Annotated in this window: 18 protein-coding genes; 5 read left to right on the top strand and 13 right to left on the bottom strand. The window is 37.4% G+C overall.

What is annotated here, in order from left to right; genetic code table 11:
* The 4 genes from B5X51_RS13305 to B5X51_RS13290 all read right to left on the bottom strand — a co-directional run bounded on the left by B5X51_RS13305 (position 1) and on the right by B5X51_RS13290 (position 2,427).
* Positions 1 to 501 (bottom strand): pyridoxamine 5'-phosphate oxidase family protein, encoded by a 501-nt coding sequence (locus B5X51_RS13305; RefSeq protein WP_079721684.1) that lies wholly within the window; start codon positions 499 to 501, stop codon positions 1 to 3.
* 103 nt (positions 502 to 604) lie between these two features.
* Positions 605 to 1,492 (bottom strand): fructosamine kinase family protein, encoded by an 888-nt coding sequence (locus tag B5X51_RS13300; RefSeq protein ID WP_245828754.1) that lies wholly within the window; start codon positions 1,490 to 1,492, stop codon positions 605 to 607.
* Positions 1,443 to 1,925, bottom strand: coding sequence for a dihydrofolate reductase (locus B5X51_RS13295; RefSeq protein WP_079721682.1), 483 nt, complete (start codon positions 1,923 to 1,925; stop codon positions 1,443 to 1,445). Before B5X51_RS13295 ends, B5X51_RS13300 begins: the two co-directional genes overlap by 50 nt.
* A 4-nt stretch (positions 1,926 to 1,929) precedes the next feature.
* The gene (locus B5X51_RS13290) at positions 1,930 to 2,427 is read right to left on the bottom strand and encodes a 2TM domain-containing protein (protein ID WP_079721681.1); all 498 of its coding nucleotides are present in this window, start codon (positions 2,425 to 2,427) and stop codon (positions 1,930 to 1,932) included.
* A 63-nt stretch (positions 2,428 to 2,490) separates the two neighbouring features.
* Between B5X51_RS13290 and B5X51_RS13285 the strand changes: the two genes are divergently transcribed.
* On the top strand, positions 2,491 to 3,576 hold the full coding sequence (locus B5X51_RS13285) for an aminotransferase class V-fold PLP-dependent enzyme (protein ID WP_079721680.1): 1,086 nt from the start codon (positions 2,491 to 2,493) through the stop codon (positions 3,574 to 3,576).
* On the opposite strand, the gene egtD is transcribed toward B5X51_RS13285, so the two are convergent.
* The 9 genes from egtD to B5X51_RS13240 form a co-directional block, all read right to left on the bottom strand.
* Complete coding sequence (egtD, locus tag B5X51_RS13280) at positions 3,573 to 4,541, bottom strand: L-histidine N(alpha)-methyltransferase (RefSeq protein ID WP_079721679.1); 969 nt, start codon at positions 4,539 to 4,541, stop codon at positions 3,573 to 3,575. The two genes, B5X51_RS13285 and egtD, sit on opposite strands and share 4 nt — an antisense overlap.
* Before the next feature lie 13 nt (positions 4,542 to 4,554).
* Complete coding sequence (gene egtB / locus B5X51_RS13275) at positions 4,555 to 5,718, bottom strand: ergothioneine biosynthesis protein EgtB (protein ID WP_079721678.1); 1,164 nt, start codon at positions 5,716 to 5,718, stop codon at positions 4,555 to 4,557.
* Between the two features lie 102 nt (positions 5,719 to 5,820).
* Positions 5,821 to 6,231 carry an energy transducer TonB gene (locus B5X51_RS13270; RefSeq protein WP_245828753.1) on the bottom strand — a complete coding sequence of 137 codons (411 nt, stop codon included), beginning with the start codon at positions 6,229 to 6,231 and terminating at the stop codon, positions 5,821 to 5,823.
* 21 nt (positions 6,232 to 6,252) lie between these two features.
* A complete protein-coding gene (locus B5X51_RS13265) occupies positions 6,253 to 6,630 on the bottom strand; it encodes an energy transducer TonB (RefSeq protein WP_079721676.1) in 378 nt (125 codons plus the stop codon).
* Between the two features lie 34 nt (positions 6,631 to 6,664).
* On the bottom strand, positions 6,665 to 7,510 hold the full coding sequence (locus tag B5X51_RS13260; RefSeq protein ID WP_079721675.1) for a thymidylate synthase: 846 nt from the start codon (positions 7,508 to 7,510) through the stop codon (positions 6,665 to 6,667).
* Positions 7,511 to 7,589: 79 nt separating this feature from the next.
* On the bottom strand, positions 7,590 to 9,284 hold the full coding sequence (locus B5X51_RS13255; RefSeq protein ID WP_079721711.1) for a NupC/NupG family nucleoside CNT transporter: 1,695 nt from the start codon (positions 9,282 to 9,284) through the stop codon (positions 7,590 to 7,592).
* An 11-nt stretch (positions 9,285 to 9,295) separates the two neighbouring features.
* On the bottom strand, positions 9,296 to 9,919 hold the full coding sequence (locus B5X51_RS13250) for a bifunctional nuclease family protein (protein ID WP_079721674.1): 624 nt from the start codon (positions 9,917 to 9,919) through the stop codon (positions 9,296 to 9,298).
* A gap of 84 nt (positions 9,920 to 10,003) precedes the next feature.
* The gene (locus B5X51_RS13245; protein WP_079721673.1) at positions 10,004 to 10,966 is read right to left on the bottom strand and encodes an electron transfer flavoprotein subunit alpha/FixB family protein; all 963 of its coding nucleotides are present in this window, start codon (positions 10,964 to 10,966) and stop codon (positions 10,004 to 10,006) included.
* Between the two features lie 123 nt (positions 10,967 to 11,089).
* The gene (locus tag B5X51_RS13240; RefSeq protein ID WP_079721672.1) at positions 11,090 to 11,836 is read right to left on the bottom strand and encodes an electron transfer flavoprotein subunit beta/FixA family protein; all 747 of its coding nucleotides are present in this window, start codon (positions 11,834 to 11,836) and stop codon (positions 11,090 to 11,092) included.
* Between the two features lie 313 nt (positions 11,837 to 12,149).
* Between B5X51_RS13240 and B5X51_RS13235 the strand changes: the two genes are divergently transcribed.
* From B5X51_RS13235 to B5X51_RS13220, 4 genes are all read left to right on the top strand, one after another.
* Positions 12,150 to 13,130, top strand: a complete 981-nt coding sequence (locus B5X51_RS13235) for a pyruvate dehydrogenase complex E1 component subunit beta (RefSeq protein ID WP_079721671.1) — start codon at positions 12,150 to 12,152, stop codon at positions 13,128 to 13,130.
* A gap of 167 nt (positions 13,131 to 13,297) precedes the next feature.
* Positions 13,298 to 15,796, top strand: a complete 2,499-nt coding sequence (locus tag B5X51_RS13230; RefSeq protein WP_079721670.1) for a DUF5686 and carboxypeptidase-like regulatory domain-containing protein — start codon at positions 13,298 to 13,300, stop codon at positions 15,794 to 15,796.
* A gap of 64 nt (positions 15,797 to 15,860) precedes the next feature.
* A complete protein-coding gene (locus tag B5X51_RS13225) occupies positions 15,861 to 16,379 on the top strand; it encodes an inorganic diphosphatase (protein WP_079721669.1) in 519 nt (172 codons plus the stop codon).
* Positions 16,380 to 16,489: 110 nt separating this feature from the next.
* Positions 16,490 to 18,913 (top strand): sodium-translocating pyrophosphatase, encoded by a 2,424-nt coding sequence (locus B5X51_RS13220; protein WP_079721668.1) that lies wholly within the window; start codon positions 16,490 to 16,492, stop codon positions 18,911 to 18,913.
* Positions 18,914 to 19,001 lie beyond the last annotated feature (88 nt).

Raw genomic sequence — 19,001 nt, 5'->3', positions numbered from 1 at the left:
TTAAAGGTCTAGCTTTCCTTTTTCACCAATATCTTTTTGATCACCCGTTATTGCTGCAGCTCCTATTTTTAGAAAGGTCACAAATTTGTTTTGTTTGTTATCCCAAAAGTAAGCTTCTTTAGGAACTACTTTTATAGCCGTTAAATTAGGGTCATCTACTCCGTCAAACCAGGCATCATCCATTTTATGGTAGAATTCCTTCAAAACACCTTCATTGGTTTCTATGCTCGCTTTACCGTAAATACTTATAAATTCCATATCTGAGGTGTCACTATATAAAAGTTGCACATCGTTATCTTTGGCGATATCTCCATTATGGTCGCTATCTAACCTGCTAAAAAACCAGATATTTCCTTCTTTATCTATCTCTTTGGTGGTCATTGGTACGGCACTTAAGGGTTTGTTGCCGAAGTCTGTAACGAACATACAGGTTTTAATGTCTTTTACCATAGACTTCATTTTATCCAAAGCTTCGTCTTTATTCAAATTTTCAGTACTCATTTGTTTTTAGTTTAAGTTGGAAGTTTGAATGTAATGAGTATCCACGCCTATCTGCGCTAATAAACTCCTAAAAGAATAAAGTGTCCTGTTAAGAATTGTGAAATTACCTGTATTGCTTAATAATACTCGTAACCTGGGGTTTGTATCCAGCACCAAAAAGGTTAAGATGAACCAATAAATAGTAAAGTTGCCAAAGCGGAATTCGTTCTTCAAACCCCGATTCTAAAGGAAATTCTTTTTCATAGATTTTGAATAACTCCTTATCAAATCCGCCAAAAAGTTGCATCATAGAAAGATCCATTTCACGTGGAGCAAAAGCTGTGGCAGGATCTATAAGGCAGGGATCACCATTTCCATTTACCAAATAATTACCGCCCCATAGATCACCGTGAATCAAAGCCGGTTTTTCATCTGGAATTATTTCTGAAATATTTCTAAAGAATGATTTAGTGACACCCAGATCATAACCGGTATCTTTTGCTAGCTTGAACTGAGGTTCCAGACGTTGAGAAATATAGAAATCTACAGCTGATTTAGTGGACTTATTTTTCTGTGGAAGACTACCAATATAATTATCCTGATGAAAACCGAATTCTTCTGAGGTGATTTTATGCAAAGCGGCCATTTGCTTACCAAAATCTTTCCAGAAAGTGGATGATTTCGCGGCACTTTCCTTGTATTCCAAAAGTAAATATGAAGTATTTTCGATTTCACCCATTCCCAAAACATTAGGAACATCAATTACTTTTGGTTTGTGAAGAGCTTCCAGCCCGGCTTTTTCAGCGGCAAACATTCCGGGGAATTTTTCAGCATTATTTATTTTTACCACCTGTTTTTTATCACCTGCAGTAATTAGGAAAACATCATTGATATCACCGCCGGTAAGTCGGTTAAATTTCGCGTTTTTAAGGTTATGCTCTTCGGCTATTTTATTTAAAATGTTATTTTCTAACATAGGTAAGATACGTAAACGCGTAGTTGTGTTTATCATCTTTAGGATGAAATTCTTCAGCTACCAATTCCCATATTTCCTCATCTATTTCCGGAAAAAAAGTATCGGCTTCAAATGTGCCATGCACCCGGGTAAGCTCTATCTTCTGGGCAAGCTCCATCCCTAACTTATAAATTTCTCCTCCGCCAATAATAAAAGGCTGTTCATCATTTTTGGCAAATTCCAGCGCTTTCTCTAAAGAAGAGGTGACTATAGCATCTTTTTTTAGATAATTGTCTTTTTTAGTAAGTATGATGTGGGTACGGTTTGGCAGCGGTTTTGGAAAAGTTTCAAAGGTTTTCCTGCCCATAATTATATGATGCCCGGTAGTAAGTTTTTTAAAACGCTTAAAGTCGTCTGGTAGGTGCCAAACAAGATCCTGGTCTTTTCCCAGAGCATTATTTTCCGCAGCTGCGGCAATCATTGTAATCATATGTCTAAGTATTGTAAGGTTGATCCAGGTCTTCTGAATCTTTAGATTTAGGTTTAAATCGTTCGTTCTCTGCTTTTAATTCCGGCTTGTTTTCCGGTTCTGGAATAGTTTCTTTATGGGGTGAGTTTGCAGGAAAATCTTTCTCTACCTGGGTTTGCATTTTAGCGATCTTCTCTTTTTGTTTCTGTACCAGTTTGGTCATTTGTTTATCCTGCCATTCTTTTCCTAAAAATTTATTCGTGATAAAAACATTAAATATATGCGCTAATAGTATAAAGGCCCATATCAAAATCGCCCAAACAAACCAATTATAACCAAGCGGCATAAAATGTTCCTGATAACCAATTACTACATTTAATACAATGAAGAATACAGCACCTATTAAAAAAATAATAAAATGCTGGAATAGCCTTTTTTTCTGAAGGGTACGTTTACGAGCATTTTCGTATAGCTCACGTTGCTCTGCATCGAGTTTGGAAGTGTTTTTCTTTTTAGAAAACATAATTAGAAGTACTTTAGTGTCTATTCCAAATTTACAGTTTTCGTTAACAATTTACACAGGATTATGGAGAATTTAAGAAAAGGCTTTCCAGTATTGGAGCAATATACTTACTTAAATACGGCAGCATCTGGTTTATTGCCAGAATCGGTTTGGGAGTTTAGGCAAAATCACGATTTGGATTTTCTTATTGGCGGAAGTGTTTTTAAAGACAAACAGGCCGATGCTTTAACCGAAACACGTGAATTGGTGGGGGAATTTTTTAACTGCGAGCCTTCAAAGGTGGCTTTGGTGCCCAATTTTTCGTATGGATTTAATACCCTATTGGAAGGGCTTAAAAAACCTCAAAAAGCACTTTTACTGGAAAACGACTATCCATCACTAAACTGGGCAGTAGAATCCAGGGATTTTCAGATTTCTTATGCTGAAATTGACCAAAACCTGGAAAAAAATATAACTGAAGCTTTTGAAAAACAACAACCCGATTTCTTTGCTTTTAGTATTGTGCAGTATATTAATGGGATAAAAATAGAACTTGATTTTATAAAAAAGCTAAAGCAAAAATATCCTGAAACTTTATTTTTTGCCGATGGAACCCAATTTTGCGGAACAGAAGCTTATAATTTTGAAGAAAGCGGATTGGACGTACTTATTTGCAGCACTTATAAGTGGTTGAATGCCGGTTATGGAAATGCTTTTATGCTTTTTAAAGATGGCGTGCAGGGTAAAATCGCCCCAAAAACTTTAGGATTTGGTTCCTTACAGGGAAAATACAAAGCCCACGAAGGTAATTTTATAGGCAAATTTGAACCCGGGCATCAGGATACTTTAAATTACGGAAGTTTAGCCGAGGCCCTAAAACTGATCAATAAAATTGGATTAACCGAGATTTCCTCAAGAATTGAATCTTTAAGCGCCAAAGCCAAAGCTGAATTCACTAAAATGGATTTACTGGAAGAAAGCGTGGTAAAACGAAATGCACATTCCTCGATCTTTAACATTAAAGGAGGAGATAAGTTATTCCAGCATTTAAGAAGCAAACAGATTATTGTATCCCAAAGAGGGGAGGGAGTACGTGTAAGTTTCCATTATTTTAATACCGAAAAAGAGCTGGATTTACTGATAAAAGAAATTAAGGAATTCGGGATTTAATTTTTCTTCCTGAAAATATAATTTTTATACCAGTTTTCCTGATCTTGAAAGCTGGTTTCAATTTCTAAACCGGCTTCTTTGGCCAGCCATTCTACTACTGCATCATCGTATTTCTGGGAAATTTCGGTATGTATGCTTTCCCAGGCATCAAAATTTACTTCCAACTCTAGCTTTTTGATTGTTACTTTTTGATGTGCTTTGCTTACTAAGTAGCTTTTAGCAGTTCCGCTTTCCGGATCATAAGCCTCCCAGTGTTTAAAATTATCCAGATTAAAATCTGCGTCTAATTCCTTATTGATTCGTGCCAGTAAATTCTTATTGAAAGCTTCAGTAATGCCAGTCTTGTCGTTGTAAGCATCTAAAATATTTTGAGGATCTTTTTTCTGGTCAAACCCCATAAAAAGCTTGTCATCCTGATGCATGGCGTGCTGAATATTCCTAAGAAATTCTATAGCATTTTCATGTAAAAGGTTTCCAATATTACTGCCTAAAAACAAAATCACCTTTCTTCTATTGCTATAACCAGCCAGGTTCTCCAGGGTTTTAAAATAAGTGCCCTGTTGAATTTTTACATTTACTTCGGGTATTTCATTCTTTAAAGAATTTTCTAGTTCTTCTAATACGTGCTGACTAATATCTATAGGTAAATAATTAAAATCATATTTTTTATCTACCAAATGTTGCAAAAGAATCTTGGTTTTTTTACCGTCCCCGGCTCCCAATTCGATAAGGTCAAATCCGCCTTTCGTATTGATGATTTCGGCAATTGCTGCTTTATGGTGTTTTAGGATATTTAACTCACAATTGGTGAGGTAATATTCCGGCATGGCCATTATTTGCTGAAAAAGTTTATCGCCTTTTTGATCATAAATATATTTGGAAAGTAGATATTTAGGAAAGCTGGTTAGGCCTTTATAAACGTCTTCCTCAAAAGCCGTTTGAAACGTAGTTGGTGTGGTTTTCATGTAAGTATATTGGTTATTTGACCAGTCTTAATCCTGTGAACTGCCAGCGTAAATGCGGATGAAAAAAATTGCGATAGGTGGGGCGGGTATGGTTTTGAGAAGTGGCTACTGAAGCTCCCCGAAGAACTTTTTGATTCACCATAAATTTGCCATTGTATTCGCCAAGCGCACCTTCAGGCTTTTTGTAATTAGGGTAGGGGGAATAAGCGCTTTCTGTCCATTCCCAGCGATCTCCCCATTTAAAATATTGCTGTGCTGTTTCCCATTCAAATTCGGTAGGTAATCTTAAACCTTTCCACTGTGCAAAGGCAAAAGCTTCAAAATAAGAAATGTGACTTAGCGGGGCTTCAGGAATTAGTTTCTTAAATCCGTTTAGTGTGTATTGATGCCATTCTCCATCAACTTTATGCCAGTAAAATGGCGTTTCTATATTATTAGAATTCACCCAATCCCAGCCTTCAGCGTGCCACAGTAATACATCTTTATAAGCTCCTGCTTCCATAAATTCTATAAACTCGGCATTGGTAACCAGTTTATTCGAAATTTTATAATCATTGAGGTAAACCTTATGAACGCCCTGCTCATTGTCATAACAAAAGTCATCAGATTTATGGCCAACTTCGTAAACGCCTTCAGAAATAGAAATCCATTCCTGTTTAAAATCCTGGATAGGGTTTTCTTTAAATTGATCGTTGTATTCAGGAAATAAAGGATTGTTTCCCAGAATATATTTTATATCGGTTAATAAAAGTTCCTGGTGTTGTTTTTCGTGGTGGCACCCAATCTCTATAATACCGCATAGTTTTTCTGAAATTTTCTTCTCTTTCAGAAATTGCTGCATCGCTTTAGAAACATAATTTCGATATTCGTAAACCCAGGCTACGGTTGGGCGTGATAAATTACCGCGATTGGTTCTAATCACTTTATCGCCTACGCTTTCGTAATAACTATTAAAAACGTAAGCCGAATTCTCATCAAAAAGTTGATAGTTCTTTACATTAGGTTTTAAAACAAATTCCTCAAAAAACCAGGTGGTATGCCCAAGATGCCATTTTGGAGGAGAAACATCTTCTATAGGTTGCACCACATAATCTTCAGTTTCCAAAAAGGAACAAATAAGTTCAGAATGGGCTCTGGTTTCATTAAAAAAATCGAGTAATTGTTCTTGTGATTGCATAAAAAAGAGTGGTACTTTTTTGGGTACCACTCAAATTTACAATTTTTTCGTTCGGTCTGAAACCTAAGGTAGTTAACGGCAAGTTAAAGTATATCTTGCTTCCTATAGATTTAACGGTAGGGTGTAACTTATTTTAGTGGGTTTGCCACCACGAGTGCCCGGCTTCATTTCAGGCATTTTTTTTAGCATATTTTCTACTGCGGCAATAACCGGTTTTTGATCTCCTTTTACGGAGGTTACTACCGTTTTACCATTTTCGTCTATATGCATTTTAACAACCACCTTTCCTCTTATAAATTCCCCCTCGGCATTACGAGGATATTTATAATTGTTCTTCACATGTTTCATTAATTGTTGATTGAAACATTTTTTTTGATCCTCACTGGATTCACATCCCGGCCATATTGGTGCTTTTTCTTTTACGGTAACCGTATTTCCTTTTACCTCTACATCGTTTTGGGCAAATGCGAAACTGCCGATTAATAGAAAAAAGCAAAACATTAATTTTTTCATAGCCAGTGGTGTTAAATTTTTCTAGAAATTAAAGGGAACCGTAAAATTACGATCGTCTGGTTCACCTTCCAGGGTTCCAGGTTCCATATCTGGAATTTTCTGTATCATTTCCTTAGCTGCTGCATTTACCTTTGGCTTAGAACCTTCAACCGAATTTACAACAGTTTTTCCTTCTTCAGTAATTGTAAAAGAAATTTTTACTTTCCCGCGAACATAATCACCGTCTTCTGTTTGCGGATATTCGTAATTCTCTCTTACGTGTTGAGATAGTTTTTGATTAAAACAGGCTTTTACGTCTTCGACGTCTTCACAGCCTGGCCAAACCGGTGAAGTTTGTTGGGCTTGTGCGGTTGTAAATCCTCCAATTAAAAAACTTGCGATAAGCAATAACTTTTTCATAAACTTTTAAAATTTTAAATTAAAACTATTTGAATTACACCGCAACCTTCGCTTTTATGCCCGGATACGGATTATAGTCTTCTAATTTAAAATCTTTATAGTCGAAATCAAAAATATTTTTTATTTCAGGGTTGATCTGCATTTTAGGTAGCGCTCTTGGCTCTCTTGATAGTTGGAGTTTTACCTGCTCCATATGGTTGTTATAAATATGAACATCGCCAAAAGTGTGGATGAAATCTCCCGCTTCGTAGCCACAAACCTGGGCCATCATCATAGTTAATAAAGCATAAGAGGCGATATTGAAAGGCACGCCAAGAAAAACATCTGCACTTCTTTGATAAAGCTGAAGGGATAACTTTGGTTTCTCTCCCACATTGGGGGCTGGGCTTACGTAGAATTGAAAAAATGCGTGACAGGGCGGAAGTGCCGCTTTTCCATTCGCTACATTTTCTGAAAAGGATTTAGAAGAATCTGGTAATACCGAAGGATTCCAGGCCGAAACCAACATTCTGCGGCTATTTGGATTATTCTTAAGTGTTTCTATGATCTCTTTTATCTGGTCTATATCTTCGTTATTCCAGTTACGCCATTGCTTCCCGTACACAGGGCCTAAATCACCATTTTCGTCGGCCCATTCGTTCCAGATACGTACTCCGTTTTCCTGAAGATACTTTACGTTAGTGTCACCTTTTAAAAACCACAGCAATTCATAAATAATAGATTTTAAGTGTAGTTTTTTGGTGGTGACCATAGGGAAGCCTTCGCTAAGGTCAAAGCGTAATTGATGCCCAAAAACACTTCTGGTTCCCGTGCCGGTTCTATCGCCTTTATCGGTTCCATTATCTAAAATATGTTGTAATAGTTCGTGGTACTGTCTCATAAGTTTAAGGTGCAGAAGATTAGTTTTGCTAAAATAGCAAAAGCTGTTCAAATATAATTCTTAACGAATTTTTTAAAATTTAACCAATAATCATCCCGGCAAGCGTAGCAGAGAGCAAAGAAGCTATAGTTCCGCCAATTAAAGCTTTCATTCCAAATTCTGATAAAGTTTTTCTCTGGCCGGGAGCCAGGGAACCAATTCCTCCAATTTGGATTCCTATAGATGCAAAATTTGCAAAGCCACAAAGCATATAAGTAGCCATAATTACAGATTTTTCATAATTAAGGCTAAGAGCGTTTGCTGTATTTTTAAGATCGGCCAGTTGTACGTATCCTACAAATTCACTTGCTGCCAATTTAATGCCCAGCAGTTGTCCCATAAGCATCATGTCTTCTTTTGCAACACCAATAAGCCACATTAAGGGAGCGAAAATTGTTCCTAAAATAGCTTCAAGGGAAAATCCTGAATATGGTGTGTTTTCGGCTAGAAAAGCATTGATGCCTGTCCATGATCCCGTCCAATTTAAAATATAATTGATCATTGCGATAAAAGCGATAAAAACCAGAAGCATGGCTGCTACATTTGCGGCAAGTTTTAAGCCTTCGGTAGTTCCATTTGCTATAGCGTCAAGGATATTCGAGCCAATTTTATCTGAAGATACATCTACATTTGTATTGATTTTATTCTGCTGCGGATAGAGGATTTTTGAAACCACAATCGCACCCGGCGCAGCCATTACTGATGCTGCCAGAAGGTGTTTTGCAAACTGAAGCCTGAGTTCGGGATCGTCTCCCCCTAAAAACCCAATATATGCCGCCAGTACACCACCGGCTACTGTAGCCATACCACCAATCATGACCAGTAAAATTTCAGAACGGTTCATTCGTTCTAAATAGGCTTTAATCATAAGTGGAGCTTCGGTTTGACCAAGAAAAATATTACCTGCTACACTTAAACTTTCGGCTCCTGAAATGCCCAGTAACCTGGTTAAAATCATCGCCATTCCCTTTACAATAATTTGAATTACCCCAAGATAAAATAAAACTGATGTTAATGCTGAAAAGAAAATAATAGTAGGCAAAACCTGAAAAAGAAAAATAAAGCCAAAGCTTTCTACATCCATCATTCCGCCAAGTAGAAATTCGCTTCCTGCAGCCGTGAAATCCAAAATTAATACGAATATATTTCCTACAAACTCAAATATTTTTTGAATAAAGCTAATCTTTAAAACGCCAATTGCGAGTAATAACTGTGCTCCAAGACCAATACCAATAGTTTTCCAATTAATAGCCTTACGGTTACTGCTAAATAAAAAAGCGATAAGTAATAAGGTGAACATTCCCAGTGCTCCCCTCCAAATGCTGCTAAAGGATATCCCAGAGCTGGGTATCATCTCTTTTGCTACAACAGCTGGAACAACCTCTTTTAGCTCGTTAAAATCTTTTGTTTTAAAATAAAACTCACGATTATCCTGTTTTACAGTCATACTGGAATCTGTAAGTGCAGAAATCCTGTAGTTTACAATACTGTCTTGAGGTTTATTATAGAATAAAATAAGGAGTTTGTTCTGTAAGATATAATCTCCTTCAGCCAGAGTGTCTTTAGCTTTAATAATACTAAATAAACCTTCATTTAAATCTAAGGTATGTCCTTGGGCAAAAGTTTCCTGATTTCCCTGTCCTTCGTCTAAAGTCCAGGTTTTTGAAATATTTTGAGAAAAAGTGTTGGTAACACTTAAAAGAACTAAAATCAGGCAAAACCAGGTTTTATTCATAAATAGGGGCATTATTTGCGTTTGGAAATTTCGTCCCTTATGCGTGCTGCTTTCTCGTAATCTTCATTGTTAACGGCCTGGGAAAGCAAGGTTTTTAGTTCTTCCAAAGACAATTTTTTGTAATTGGTATCGTCAGATTTCATGTCAATATCATCAGGAAGTAATTCCTCTGAAATTATTTCTTCTTCTTGCTTTTCTGAAGGAGCTTGCACACCTTCGTCCCCTTTTAGGAAAATCCCCGCCTTATCAAGAATATTCTTGTAGGTGAAAATAGGAGCGTCAAATCTTAAAGCAAGGGCAATAGCATCACTAGTACGGGCATCTACAATTTCCTCAATCTTATCGCGTTCGCAAATTAGACTGGAATAAAAGACACCATCTACCAATTTATGAATTATTACTTGCTTAACTGTAATTTCAAATCTGTCGGCGAAATTTTTAAATAGGTCGTGGGTTAACGGGCGTGGAGGTTTGATCTCTTTTTCTAAGGCAATGGCAATAGATTGCGCTTCAAAAGCTCCAATAACTATGGGAAGTTTGCGTTCTCCATCTACCTCGCTTAAAATTAAAGCGTAGGCTCCGTTTTGGGTTTGACTATAAGATATTCCTTTTATATTAAGGCGCACTAAACTCATATATCATCAATTAAAAAGGGCTGTCTAAATTAGGACTTTAACCGTATTTTAGACAGCCCTTTTATGGGGTGCAAGTTATAAAAATTATGCGTTTTTCGCCTTAAATTCCTTTAGTTTTTCGTTTAGCTTGGGTACGATTTCAAAAGCATCACCAACTACACCGTAATCTGCGGCCTTAAAGAAAGGTGCTTCGGGGTCGTTATTAATCACCACTTTAGTCTTGGCAGCATTGATTCCTGCAAGGTGTTGAATAGCTCCCGAAATTCCTACAGCGATATAAAGGTTAGAAGCCACAGGTTTTCCTGTTTGTCCAACGTGTTCGCTGTGCGGTCTCCATCCCATATCACTAACTGGTTTAGAACAAGCGGTTGCAGCTCCAAGAATATCGGCCATTTCTTCTATCATTCCCCAGTTTTCCGGACCTTTAAGTCCGCGACCTCCAGAAACAACAACTTCCGCGTCGGCGATAGTTACTTTGTCTTTTGCTTTGTCTACAGATTCTACATTTACAGAGAAATCTCCATCTTTTAATTCAGGAGAAAAATCTTCAACGCTTGCATCACCTTCATTTTCTTTTAAACCGAATGCATTTTGAGATAATCCCACTATTTTTACATCGGTGGTAATTTTTGTGAAATTGAAAGCTTTATTGGTAAAAGCACTTCGTTTTACTGTAAACGGATCGGTACTTTCTGGCGCAGCCATTACATTAGAAGCGTAACCGGCGTTTAAATGCACAGCTAAAAGTGGAGCTAGATATTTGCTGTTGGCGCTTTGGCTTACCACTACAATTTTACTTCCTTCTTTTTGTGCAGCTTGTTTCAAGGCATCTGCATAAGCTTCAGCATTAAATTTGCTTAATTTATCGTTTTGGATGTTCAGCACTTTGCTAACACCATATTTTGCAAGTTCAGAAGCATCAGTAGCGTTAAAACTTACTGCAACTACTTCATCGCCGCCTGCTACTTCTTTTGCATAAGAAGCAACTTCAAAAGCAGCTTTTTTAAACTTGCCATCTTCGGTTTCTGTATATACTAAAACTGACATATTTATTTTTTTTTTGTCATTTCCACAGCTTGTGCTGAATTTATTTCAGTAAAGGCGGAAATCTATTTTTTATTCATTCCAGACCTTACGGGTTTTCAACACCTGTGAGGTCTCTTTTATAATTTATATCGCTTTGGCTTCGTTATGAAGTAGATCTATCAATTCATCAAGATTTTCTGGATCAACCAGTTTTACATCTCCTTTTGGAGCTGGTTTTTCAAACTTCACAGCTTCGGTTTGAGTAGGAGCCTCATCTGGCTCAACTACATTCAAAGGCTTTTTACGAGCTTGCATAATTCCTCTCATATTTGGAATTTTAAGATCGCTTTCTTCAACCAAACCTTTTTGTCCTCCAATTACTAAGGGTAAGGAAGCCGTTAGGGTTTCTTTACCACCGTCTATTTCTCTAATGGCTGTAGCTTTGTCGCCTTCAACCTCTATACTTATACAAGTATTAATAAAATTAGCATCCAGAATTGCGGCAAGCATTCCCGGTACCATCCCGCCGTTGTAATCTATAGATTCACGGCCGGCGATTATAAGGTCGTATTCCCCTTTTTTAGCAACTTTTGCTAATTGTTTTGCTACCTGGAAACCATCGGTTGCAGGCGTATTTACTCTTATTGCGTTGTCGGCTCCAATAGCCAATGCTTTTCTTAAGGTTGGTTCAGTTTCGGCACCACCAACATTTACTACATCTACACTGGCACCTTGTTTTTCTTTGAACCACATAGCGCGGGTAAGTCCAAATTCATCATTCGGATTAATTACAAAATTCACTCCGTTGGTATCGAATTTCGAATCGCCGTCGGTAAAATTAATTTTTGAGGTAGTATCAGGAACATGACTAATACATACTAATATTTTCATTATAGCGAGTTTTTAAAATTTATAACGATTTCGTTCACGAAGTTACATAATTTAATCCAGAAAATGCTATGCGTGCATAATAAAATTCAGGATTTTTGTTTATTGAATATTATTGATTCCTTAAATAAATTGTAAAAATGCGGATTTAATAGCGGGAATAGTTTTAAAAACTAATTATTTATTAGCTATAATAGCTCTTTGGGATACTGTCTTGGTTCACTTGTAAATTTTTGTGGATTATTAGTGGGGAAAACTTTATTGAATTACTATTTTTGTTCTTTAGAAAAGATACATATAAATAGTATAGCATATAATGAAGACAATTCAATTTAGGGAAGCCGTTCAGCAAGCGATGAGCGAAGAGATGCGAAAAGACGAGTCTATTTATTTAATGGGCGAAGAAGTAGCAGAATATAATGGTGCTTACAAAGCCTCTAAAGGTATGTTGGACGAATTTGGCCCTGATCGTGTAATAGATACTCCAATTGCAGAACTTGGTTTTTCTGGAATTGGTGTGGGTTCAGCAATGAATGGTAACAGGCCAATCATTGAATTTATGACCTTTAACTTCTCTTTAGTTGGAATTGACCAGATAATAAACAATGCGGCCAAAATGCGCCAAATGAGTGGTGGGCAATTTAATATTCCTATCGTTTTTAGAGGGCCAACCGCTTCAGCAGGTCAGTTAGGTGCAACGCACTCCCAGGCTTTTGAAAGCTGGTTCGCAAACTGCCCGGGTTTAAAAGTTATTGTTCCTTCTAATCCTTACGATGCTAAAGGTTTGCTTAAAGCAGCGATTAGAGATGACGATCCTGTGATCTTTATGGAAAGTGAGCAAATGTATGGTGATAAAGGTGAAGTTCCTGAAGAGGAATATGTAATTGAAATTGGGAAAGCCGATATTAAAAGGGAAGGTAGCGATGTAACAATTGTTTCCTTCGGAAAAATTATAAAAGAAGCTTACAAGGCAGCTGATAAATTAGCTGAAGACGATATTTCTTGTGAGATTATAGATCTTAGAACAATTCGCCCAATGGATCATGAAGCCATTATCGAATCGGTTAAGAAAACCAATCGTTTAGTAATTTTAGAAGAAGCATGGCCTTTTGGAAATATTTCTACTGAAATTACTTACCAGGTACAAGCTAAAGCTTTTGATTATTTAGATGCGCCAATTGTAAAAATAAACACTGCCGATACTCCGGCACCTTATTCTCCTGTATTGCTAAAAGAATGGTTGCCAAACAGCGACGATGTTATTAAAGCAGTGAAGCAGGTTATGTATATTGACTAGGCCAGCATGATGCTGGACGCGAAAATTAGTAATAAACAGTCAGTTAATTATAAGTCTGTGAGTAATGCCATTATTGGAACAAACTTACAATTAGATAGAAAATCCTTATAAATTTGAAACTTCATCGGATGCTGATTCGATGAAGTTTTTTTTTGCCCTGAAGAATGATGATGACGAAAGCAGCTTATCTTTTCCTATTGTTATTGTTTTGCTGTACTATGGTGATATCGCAAACCAAAGTTGGCGGCGTGGTTAAAGACCAAAACGGCGAAGCGCTTCCTTTTGTAAATGTGATCTTTAATAATTCTTCGGAAGGGACAACTTCCGGTGAAAACGGGAAGTTCTATCTACAAAGTGAAAACAATCATACCGAACTCAAAATTTCTTTTATCGGTTATAAAACTGAAATAATCCCGCTTCAGCAAAAATTCAATCTATCTCTTGAAATTGAATTACAGGAAGAGGCTTCCAGTCTAGGTGAGGTTAAAATTGTTAGGGGGAAAACTTCTAAAAAGAATAATCCCGCTATAGGTATTTTAAAGAAAATATGGGAAAATAAACGTGATAATGGAGTTTCTGCTTTTAAACAATATCAGTATAAAAAATACGAAAAGCTGGAATTCGATTTAGACGGGATTGATAGCTCTGTAGTGAAAAACCCGGTTTTTAATGGTATGGAATTCATTTTTGACTATGCTGATACCAATAGAATTTCGGGAAAAACCATTCTGCCGGTTTTTATTAACGAATCGGTTTCTAAGGTTTATGGCGATAATATTGAAAATGAAGAACGCGAAGATCTTCTAGGAAATAAGAATTCCGGATTTGAGCAAAATCAGAATCTAATTGCTGCGGTAAAAGATGTGTATGATGAATATAATGTCTACAACAATTATATCAAGGTTTTTGATAAGAGCTTTGTAAGTCCGCTTTCTACAACAGGTATCAACAATTACAATTATGTATTGAGTGATAGTGCTTATATAGAAGATAAATGGTGTTACAATATAATTTATTATCCACGTCGTGAAAACGAGCTTACCTTTAAAGGAGATTTTTGGGTAAACGATACTACCTGGGCGGTAAAGAAAATTAATCTTGAAGCTTCCCGCGATGCTAATATAAACTGGGTAAAAGAACTGTATATAGAACAGGAATTTGAAGTACTAAACGATTCGGTTTTCCTGATTTCCAAAGATTATTTCCAGGCTAATTTCTCATTAACCAAAAAAGAAAGTTCAAAAGGAGTTTACGCAAAACGCACCCGGGTTTTTGATGAATATCAATTCAACATAAAGAAAGCAGAAGATTTTTACGATAAGCGAGCTTATAAATTCAACGAAAAGGTTTATAAACGGGATAAAGAATTTTGGAAAGAAAACCGTTTGGAAGAGCTGAATAAGGAAGAAGAAGATATTTATGTGATGCTGGATAGCTTAACCAATGTCCCCGCCTTCAATAGAATTTACGATATCGCCACCATTGCAGAATCTGGTTATGTAGAATTTAACGGCTGGGATTTTGGTCCTGTTTATTCTTTATTTGACTATAATCAGATAGAAGGCTTTAGAACCCGTGTGGGTGGTAGAACTTATTTTGGGCAGCACGATCCCTGGCGAATAGAAGGTTATTTAGCTTATGGTTTCACAGATGAAAAATTTAAGTATGGAATTTCGGGAAAATGGCTTTTAGATTCAAAGTCACGCCTAATTATTTCTGGCGGAAAAAGACGTGATATAGAACAACTGGGGGCTAGTTTAACCAATAATACTACCGATGTTTTGGGACGTAGTTTGGCATCTTCCGGGCTTGTAAGCGTGGGTGATAATACTAAACTAAGTAATATAGATTTAACTACCGTTAATCTTGAAATTGAGCCCTGGTATAATTTTAATGTTCGGTTTGGTGCTTCTTATCGCGAACTTAGTTCGGCCTCGCCGGTATTTAGTTTAGATTATTATACTTATGAAGCTCAAACTGAAACTGCTTCAACCATAAAACAAACCGAAATTTCTACCATTTTCACGTATACTCCCGGCAGGCAAACTTCTGGTTTTGGGGTTGAACGAAATGCAGTGAACGAAGAGGAATTCCCTACTTTTTTTCTTAATTACACATTGGGTTTAAAAAACGTATTAAATAGCGATTTTAATTATAAGAAAGTGCAGTTTTTTTACGATCAGCCACTTAGAATAGGTGGATTTGGGAGGGCAAATGCCAGTTTGGAAGCAGGAAAAACCTTTGGGGAAGTTCCGCTGGGACTGTTAAACGTGGTGCCTGGAAACCAAACTTATTTTGCGATGTATAATTCATTTCCGGTGCTTAATTTCTATGAATTTGTAACCGATACTTATGTTTCAGCGCATTTTGATCATAATTTCAACGGCAGGTTATTTGCCCGAATTCCGCTTTTACGAGAATTAAATTTACGGGAATTGGTAGGCGCCAGAGCGGTTTGGGGTAAAATTTCTGAAGAAAATAAGGCTTTAAATGCATCTGGAATACCATTGCGTGCACCCGCTAAAGGCCCTTATTATGAATATAGCGTAGGTGTAGGTAATATTCTTAAATTTCTAAGTATTGAAGCCCATTTTAGAGGGAACTATTTTGATATTCCAGAGTCGCGGTCTTTTGCCGTAACCGCTTCCTTTGGTTTTCATTTCTAAATACACGGATTTAATAGGCATTTTCACTATATTTGCCGCCTTTAAATGAGAAAACAGAAAGAAAATGTCAGATAGTTTTGATGTATTAATAGAGATCCCGAAGGGGAGTAGAAACAAATATGAGTACGATTTTAAATTGAAGAAAGTCCGTTACGACAGGATGATCTTTTCTTCAATGATGTACCCAGCAGATTATGGGTTTATTCCTAATACCCTGGCGCAGGATAGTGATCCATTAGACGTTTTGGTATTGGTAAGTGAACCAACTTTTCCGGGTATTGTGATGGAAGTTAAGCCAATTGGTGTTTTTCATATGGCCGATGAAAAAGGACCGGATGAAAAGATTATTTGTGTGCCGGTATCAGATCCAATTTGGAACAGGTTGAATGATTTGAACGAACTAAATGGCCACATGGTTAAAGAAATTGAACACTTCTTTAAAGTCTATAAAGATCTTGAAAAGAAAAAAGTAGATGTTGGTGGTTGGGGAGATGTCTCAGAAGCCAGAAGAATTATAAAAGAATGTGTAGAACGTTTTGAGAATTTTGATGGTGATAAAGGGCAGTTTGGAATACAGCCATAGTTTCACTCACATAATATATTTTTTAAAGCAATAACCTTAAAAAGTTATTGCTTTTTTAATTATCAGTGATTTACTACATTAGCCATATTAACTAAAACTTAACAATTAATATGGAATCAATGATGATTTATATGCCTGCAATACTTGCAGTCGTTGGCCTCGTTTTTATGTGGGCCAAACGTTCCTGGGTACTTAAACAGGACGCCGGGGACGGCAAGATGAAAGATATTTCTTCACACATCTACGAAGGGGCGCTCGCCTTTTTAAATGCAGAATATAAATTACTTAGCTTTTTTGTAGTTGGAGCAAGTATTGCCCTGGCGGCTATTGCTTATGTGGTTCCAACTACGCATTACCTAATTATTGTTGCTTTTATTTTTGGAGCATTTTTCTCTGCACTAGCCGGGAATATGGGAATGAAAATTGCCACAAAAACTAATGTAAGGACCACTCAGGCAGCCAGAACAAGTTTACCACAGGCATTAAAAGTTTCTTTTGGAGGTGGCACCGTGATGGGACTTGGCGTTGCCGGTCTTGCCGTATTGGGGCTTACAGGTTTTTTCATCCTTTTCTTTCATTATTTTATGGGTGGGGAATGGACAAATACTACACAAATGACGGTTGTCCTGGAAACCCTTGCCGGTTTTTCTCTGGGTGCCGAATCTATAGCCCTGTTTGCCCGTGTGGGTGGCGGGATCTACACTAAAGCTGCCGATGTTGGTGCCGATTTAGTAGGAAAAGTTGAAGCTGGAATCCCGGAAGATGATCCTAGAAACCCTGCAACTATTGCCGATAACGTGGGTGATAACGTTGGGGATGTAGCCGGAATGGGTGCCGATCTCTTTGGAAGTTATGTAGCCACCGTTCTTGCAGCTATGGTTTTAGGAAACTATATAATTGAAGATATGGGCGGAAATATCGTCGATTCGGGATTTGGTGGAATTGGTCCTATTTTACTACCTATGGCTATTGCCGGTGCAGGAATTATCATTTCTATAATCGGGACACTATTAGTGAAAATTAGCAGTAATTCAGCTAAAGAAGCTGAGGTTCAAAAAGCATTAAATATTGGAAACTGGACGGCTATTGCACTTGTTGCGGTTGCCAGTTATTTTCTGGTAACCTGGATGCTTCCTAAAGAAACCCTAACTATGGGCTTTTTTGTTGGCGGCGCTGAAGGGTTTGAATATATGGATATCGCATCAATTAGGGTGTTTTATGCTTGTTTAGTAGGGATTGTTGTTGGAGGTGTAATTTCAGCAGTAACCGAGTATTATACCGGGCTTGGGAAAAAACCGGTGCTTTCTATCGTACAAAACTCAAGTACAGGAGCAGGAACAAATATTATCGCCGGTTTGGCTACCGGAATGATTTCAACATTCCTTTCAGTTTTATTATTTGCGTTCGCAATTTGGGCTTCTTATGCTTTTGCCGGATTTTACGGTGTTGCTCTGGCGGCTTCGGCAATGATGGCTACTACCGCAATGCAGTTAGCTATTGATGCCTTTGGCCCTATTGCAGATAATGCAGGTGGAATTGCAGAAATGAGTGAACTTCCCGCTGAAGTTAGAGAACGTACAGATATCCTGGATTCGGTAGGAAATACAACTGCGGCTACAGGAAAAGGTTTTGCGATCGCTTCGGCAGCGCTAACTTCACTTGCGCTTTTTGCGGCTTATGTAACCTTTACCGGAATAGATGGGATCAATATTTTTAAAGCACCTGTTTTAGCTATGTTGTTTATTGGTGGAATGGTGCCCGTTGTATTTTCGGCTTTAGCAATGAAATCAGTTGGGAAAGCAGCGATGAAAATGGTAGAAGAAGTTAGACGACAGTTTAAAAGTATTCCCGGAATTATGGAGGGAACTGCAAAACCTGAATATGATAAATGTGTGGCGATTTCTACCGAAGCGGCTTTAAAAGAGATGTTGTTACCAGGAGTTTTAACCATTGGTTTTCCTATAGCGATCGCTTTGATCCCAATGATTTTTGGGTATGAGAATGTATTGATTGCTGAAATGCTTGGAGGTTATATGGCCGGTGTTACCGTAAGCGGTGTGCTTTGGGCTATTTTTCAGAATAATGCCGGTGGCGCCTGGGATAATGCTAAAAAATCTTTTGAAGCAGGTGTTATGATTAATGGCGAAATGACTTACAAAGGTTCTGAGGCCCATAAAGCCGCAGTTACCGGAGATACGGTTGGTGATCCTTTTAAAGATACTTCAGGACCTTCGATGAATATTCTAATAAAATTAACCTGTTTAATTGGTTTAGTAATCGCCCCAATTCTTGGAGGCCATACCGAAGGCGATATTCCTAACGAAGGAGCTTCTATAGAAATGGAAGAAGGCATAAATGCTGAAGACATTTCAGAAGAAATTCAGGTAAATATGACTTCCGAAGGAAATAAAACCATTGCAAAAGTGAGAATTACCACCACGAGAAAAGGTGAAACCAAAGTTCAGCAGAAAACCTTTACCGGTACAAAAGCTGAGGTTGAAAAACAAGTACAGGATTTAAAAGATAAAGCCTGATAAATTTATCAGTTTATAGAATAAAAAGAGGCTGTTTGATTTTTTCTGTTTTCGTCAAGCTGAACTTGTTTCAGCTTCTAATATGTTA

The organism is Salegentibacter holothuriorum, from assembly GCF_900168045.1.
GTDB lineage: Bacteria > Bacteroidota > Bacteroidia > Flavobacteriales > Flavobacteriaceae > Salegentibacter > Salegentibacter holothuriorum.
The sequence above is the reverse complement of the archived record's forward strand: the minus strand, read 5'-3'. Positions and strand labels throughout refer to the sequence as shown.

What these genes read in the sequence shown, in the direction of transcription:
- B5X51_RS13295 (WP_079721682.1), bottom strand. Translation starts at nt 1,925, where the DNA reads ATGATTACAATGATTGCCGCAGCTGCGGAAAATAATGCTCTGGGAAAA.
- B5X51_RS13270 (WP_245828753.1), bottom strand. Translation starts at nt 6,231, where the DNA reads ATGAAAAAATTAATGTTTTGCTTTTTTCTATTAATCGGCAGTTTCGCA.
- B5X51_RS13285 (WP_079721680.1), top strand. Translation starts at nt 2,491, where the DNA reads ATGGAGAATTTAAGAAAAGGCTTTCCAGTATTGGAGCAATATACTTAC.
- B5X51_RS13300 (WP_245828754.1), bottom strand. Translation starts at nt 1,492, where the DNA reads ATGATAAACACAACTACGCGTTTACGTATCTTACCTATGTTAGAAAAT.
- B5X51_RS13245 (WP_079721673.1), bottom strand. Translation starts at nt 10,966, where the DNA reads ATGTCAGTTTTAGTATATACAGAAACCGAAGATGGCAAGTTTAAAAAA.
- egtD (WP_079721679.1), bottom strand. Translation starts at nt 4,541, where the DNA reads ATGAAAACCACACCAACTACGTTTCAAACGGCTTTTGAGGAAGACGTT.
- B5X51_RS13220 (WP_079721668.1), top strand. Translation starts at nt 16,490, where the DNA reads ATGGAATCAATGATGATTTATATGCCTGCAATACTTGCAGTCGTTGGC.
- B5X51_RS13250 (WP_079721674.1), bottom strand. Translation starts at nt 9,919, where the DNA reads ATGAGTTTAGTGCGCCTTAATATAAAAGGAATATCTTATAGTCAAACC.
- B5X51_RS13305 (WP_079721684.1), bottom strand. Translation starts at nt 501, where the DNA reads ATGAGTACTGAAAATTTGAATAAAGACGAAGCTTTGGATAAAATGAAG.
- B5X51_RS13260 (WP_079721675.1), bottom strand. Translation starts at nt 7,510, where the DNA reads ATGAGACAGTACCACGAACTATTACAACATATTTTAGATAATGGAACC.
- B5X51_RS13265 (WP_079721676.1), bottom strand. Translation starts at nt 6,630, where the DNA reads ATGAAAAAGTTATTGCTTATCGCAAGTTTTTTAATTGGAGGATTTACA.
- B5X51_RS13255 (WP_079721711.1), bottom strand. Translation starts at nt 9,284, where the DNA reads ATGAATAAAACCTGGTTTTGCCTGATTTTAGTTCTTTTAAGTGTTACC.
- B5X51_RS13225 (WP_079721669.1), top strand. Translation starts at nt 15,861, where the DNA reads ATGTCAGATAGTTTTGATGTATTAATAGAGATCCCGAAGGGGAGTAGA.
- B5X51_RS13235 (WP_079721671.1), top strand. Translation starts at nt 12,150, where the DNA reads ATGAAGACAATTCAATTTAGGGAAGCCGTTCAGCAAGCGATGAGCGAA.
- egtB (WP_079721678.1), bottom strand. Translation starts at nt 5,718, where the DNA reads ATGCAATCACAAGAACAATTACTCGATTTTTTTAATGAAACCAGAGCC.
- B5X51_RS13240 (WP_079721672.1), bottom strand. Translation starts at nt 11,836, where the DNA reads ATGAAAATATTAGTATGTATTAGTCATGTTCCTGATACTACCTCAAAA.
- B5X51_RS13290 (WP_079721681.1), bottom strand. Translation starts at nt 2,427, where the DNA reads ATGTTTTCTAAAAAGAAAAACACTTCCAAACTCGATGCAGAGCAACGT.
- B5X51_RS13230 (WP_079721670.1), top strand. Translation starts at nt 13,298, where the DNA reads ATGATGACGAAAGCAGCTTATCTTTTCCTATTGTTATTGTTTTGCTGT.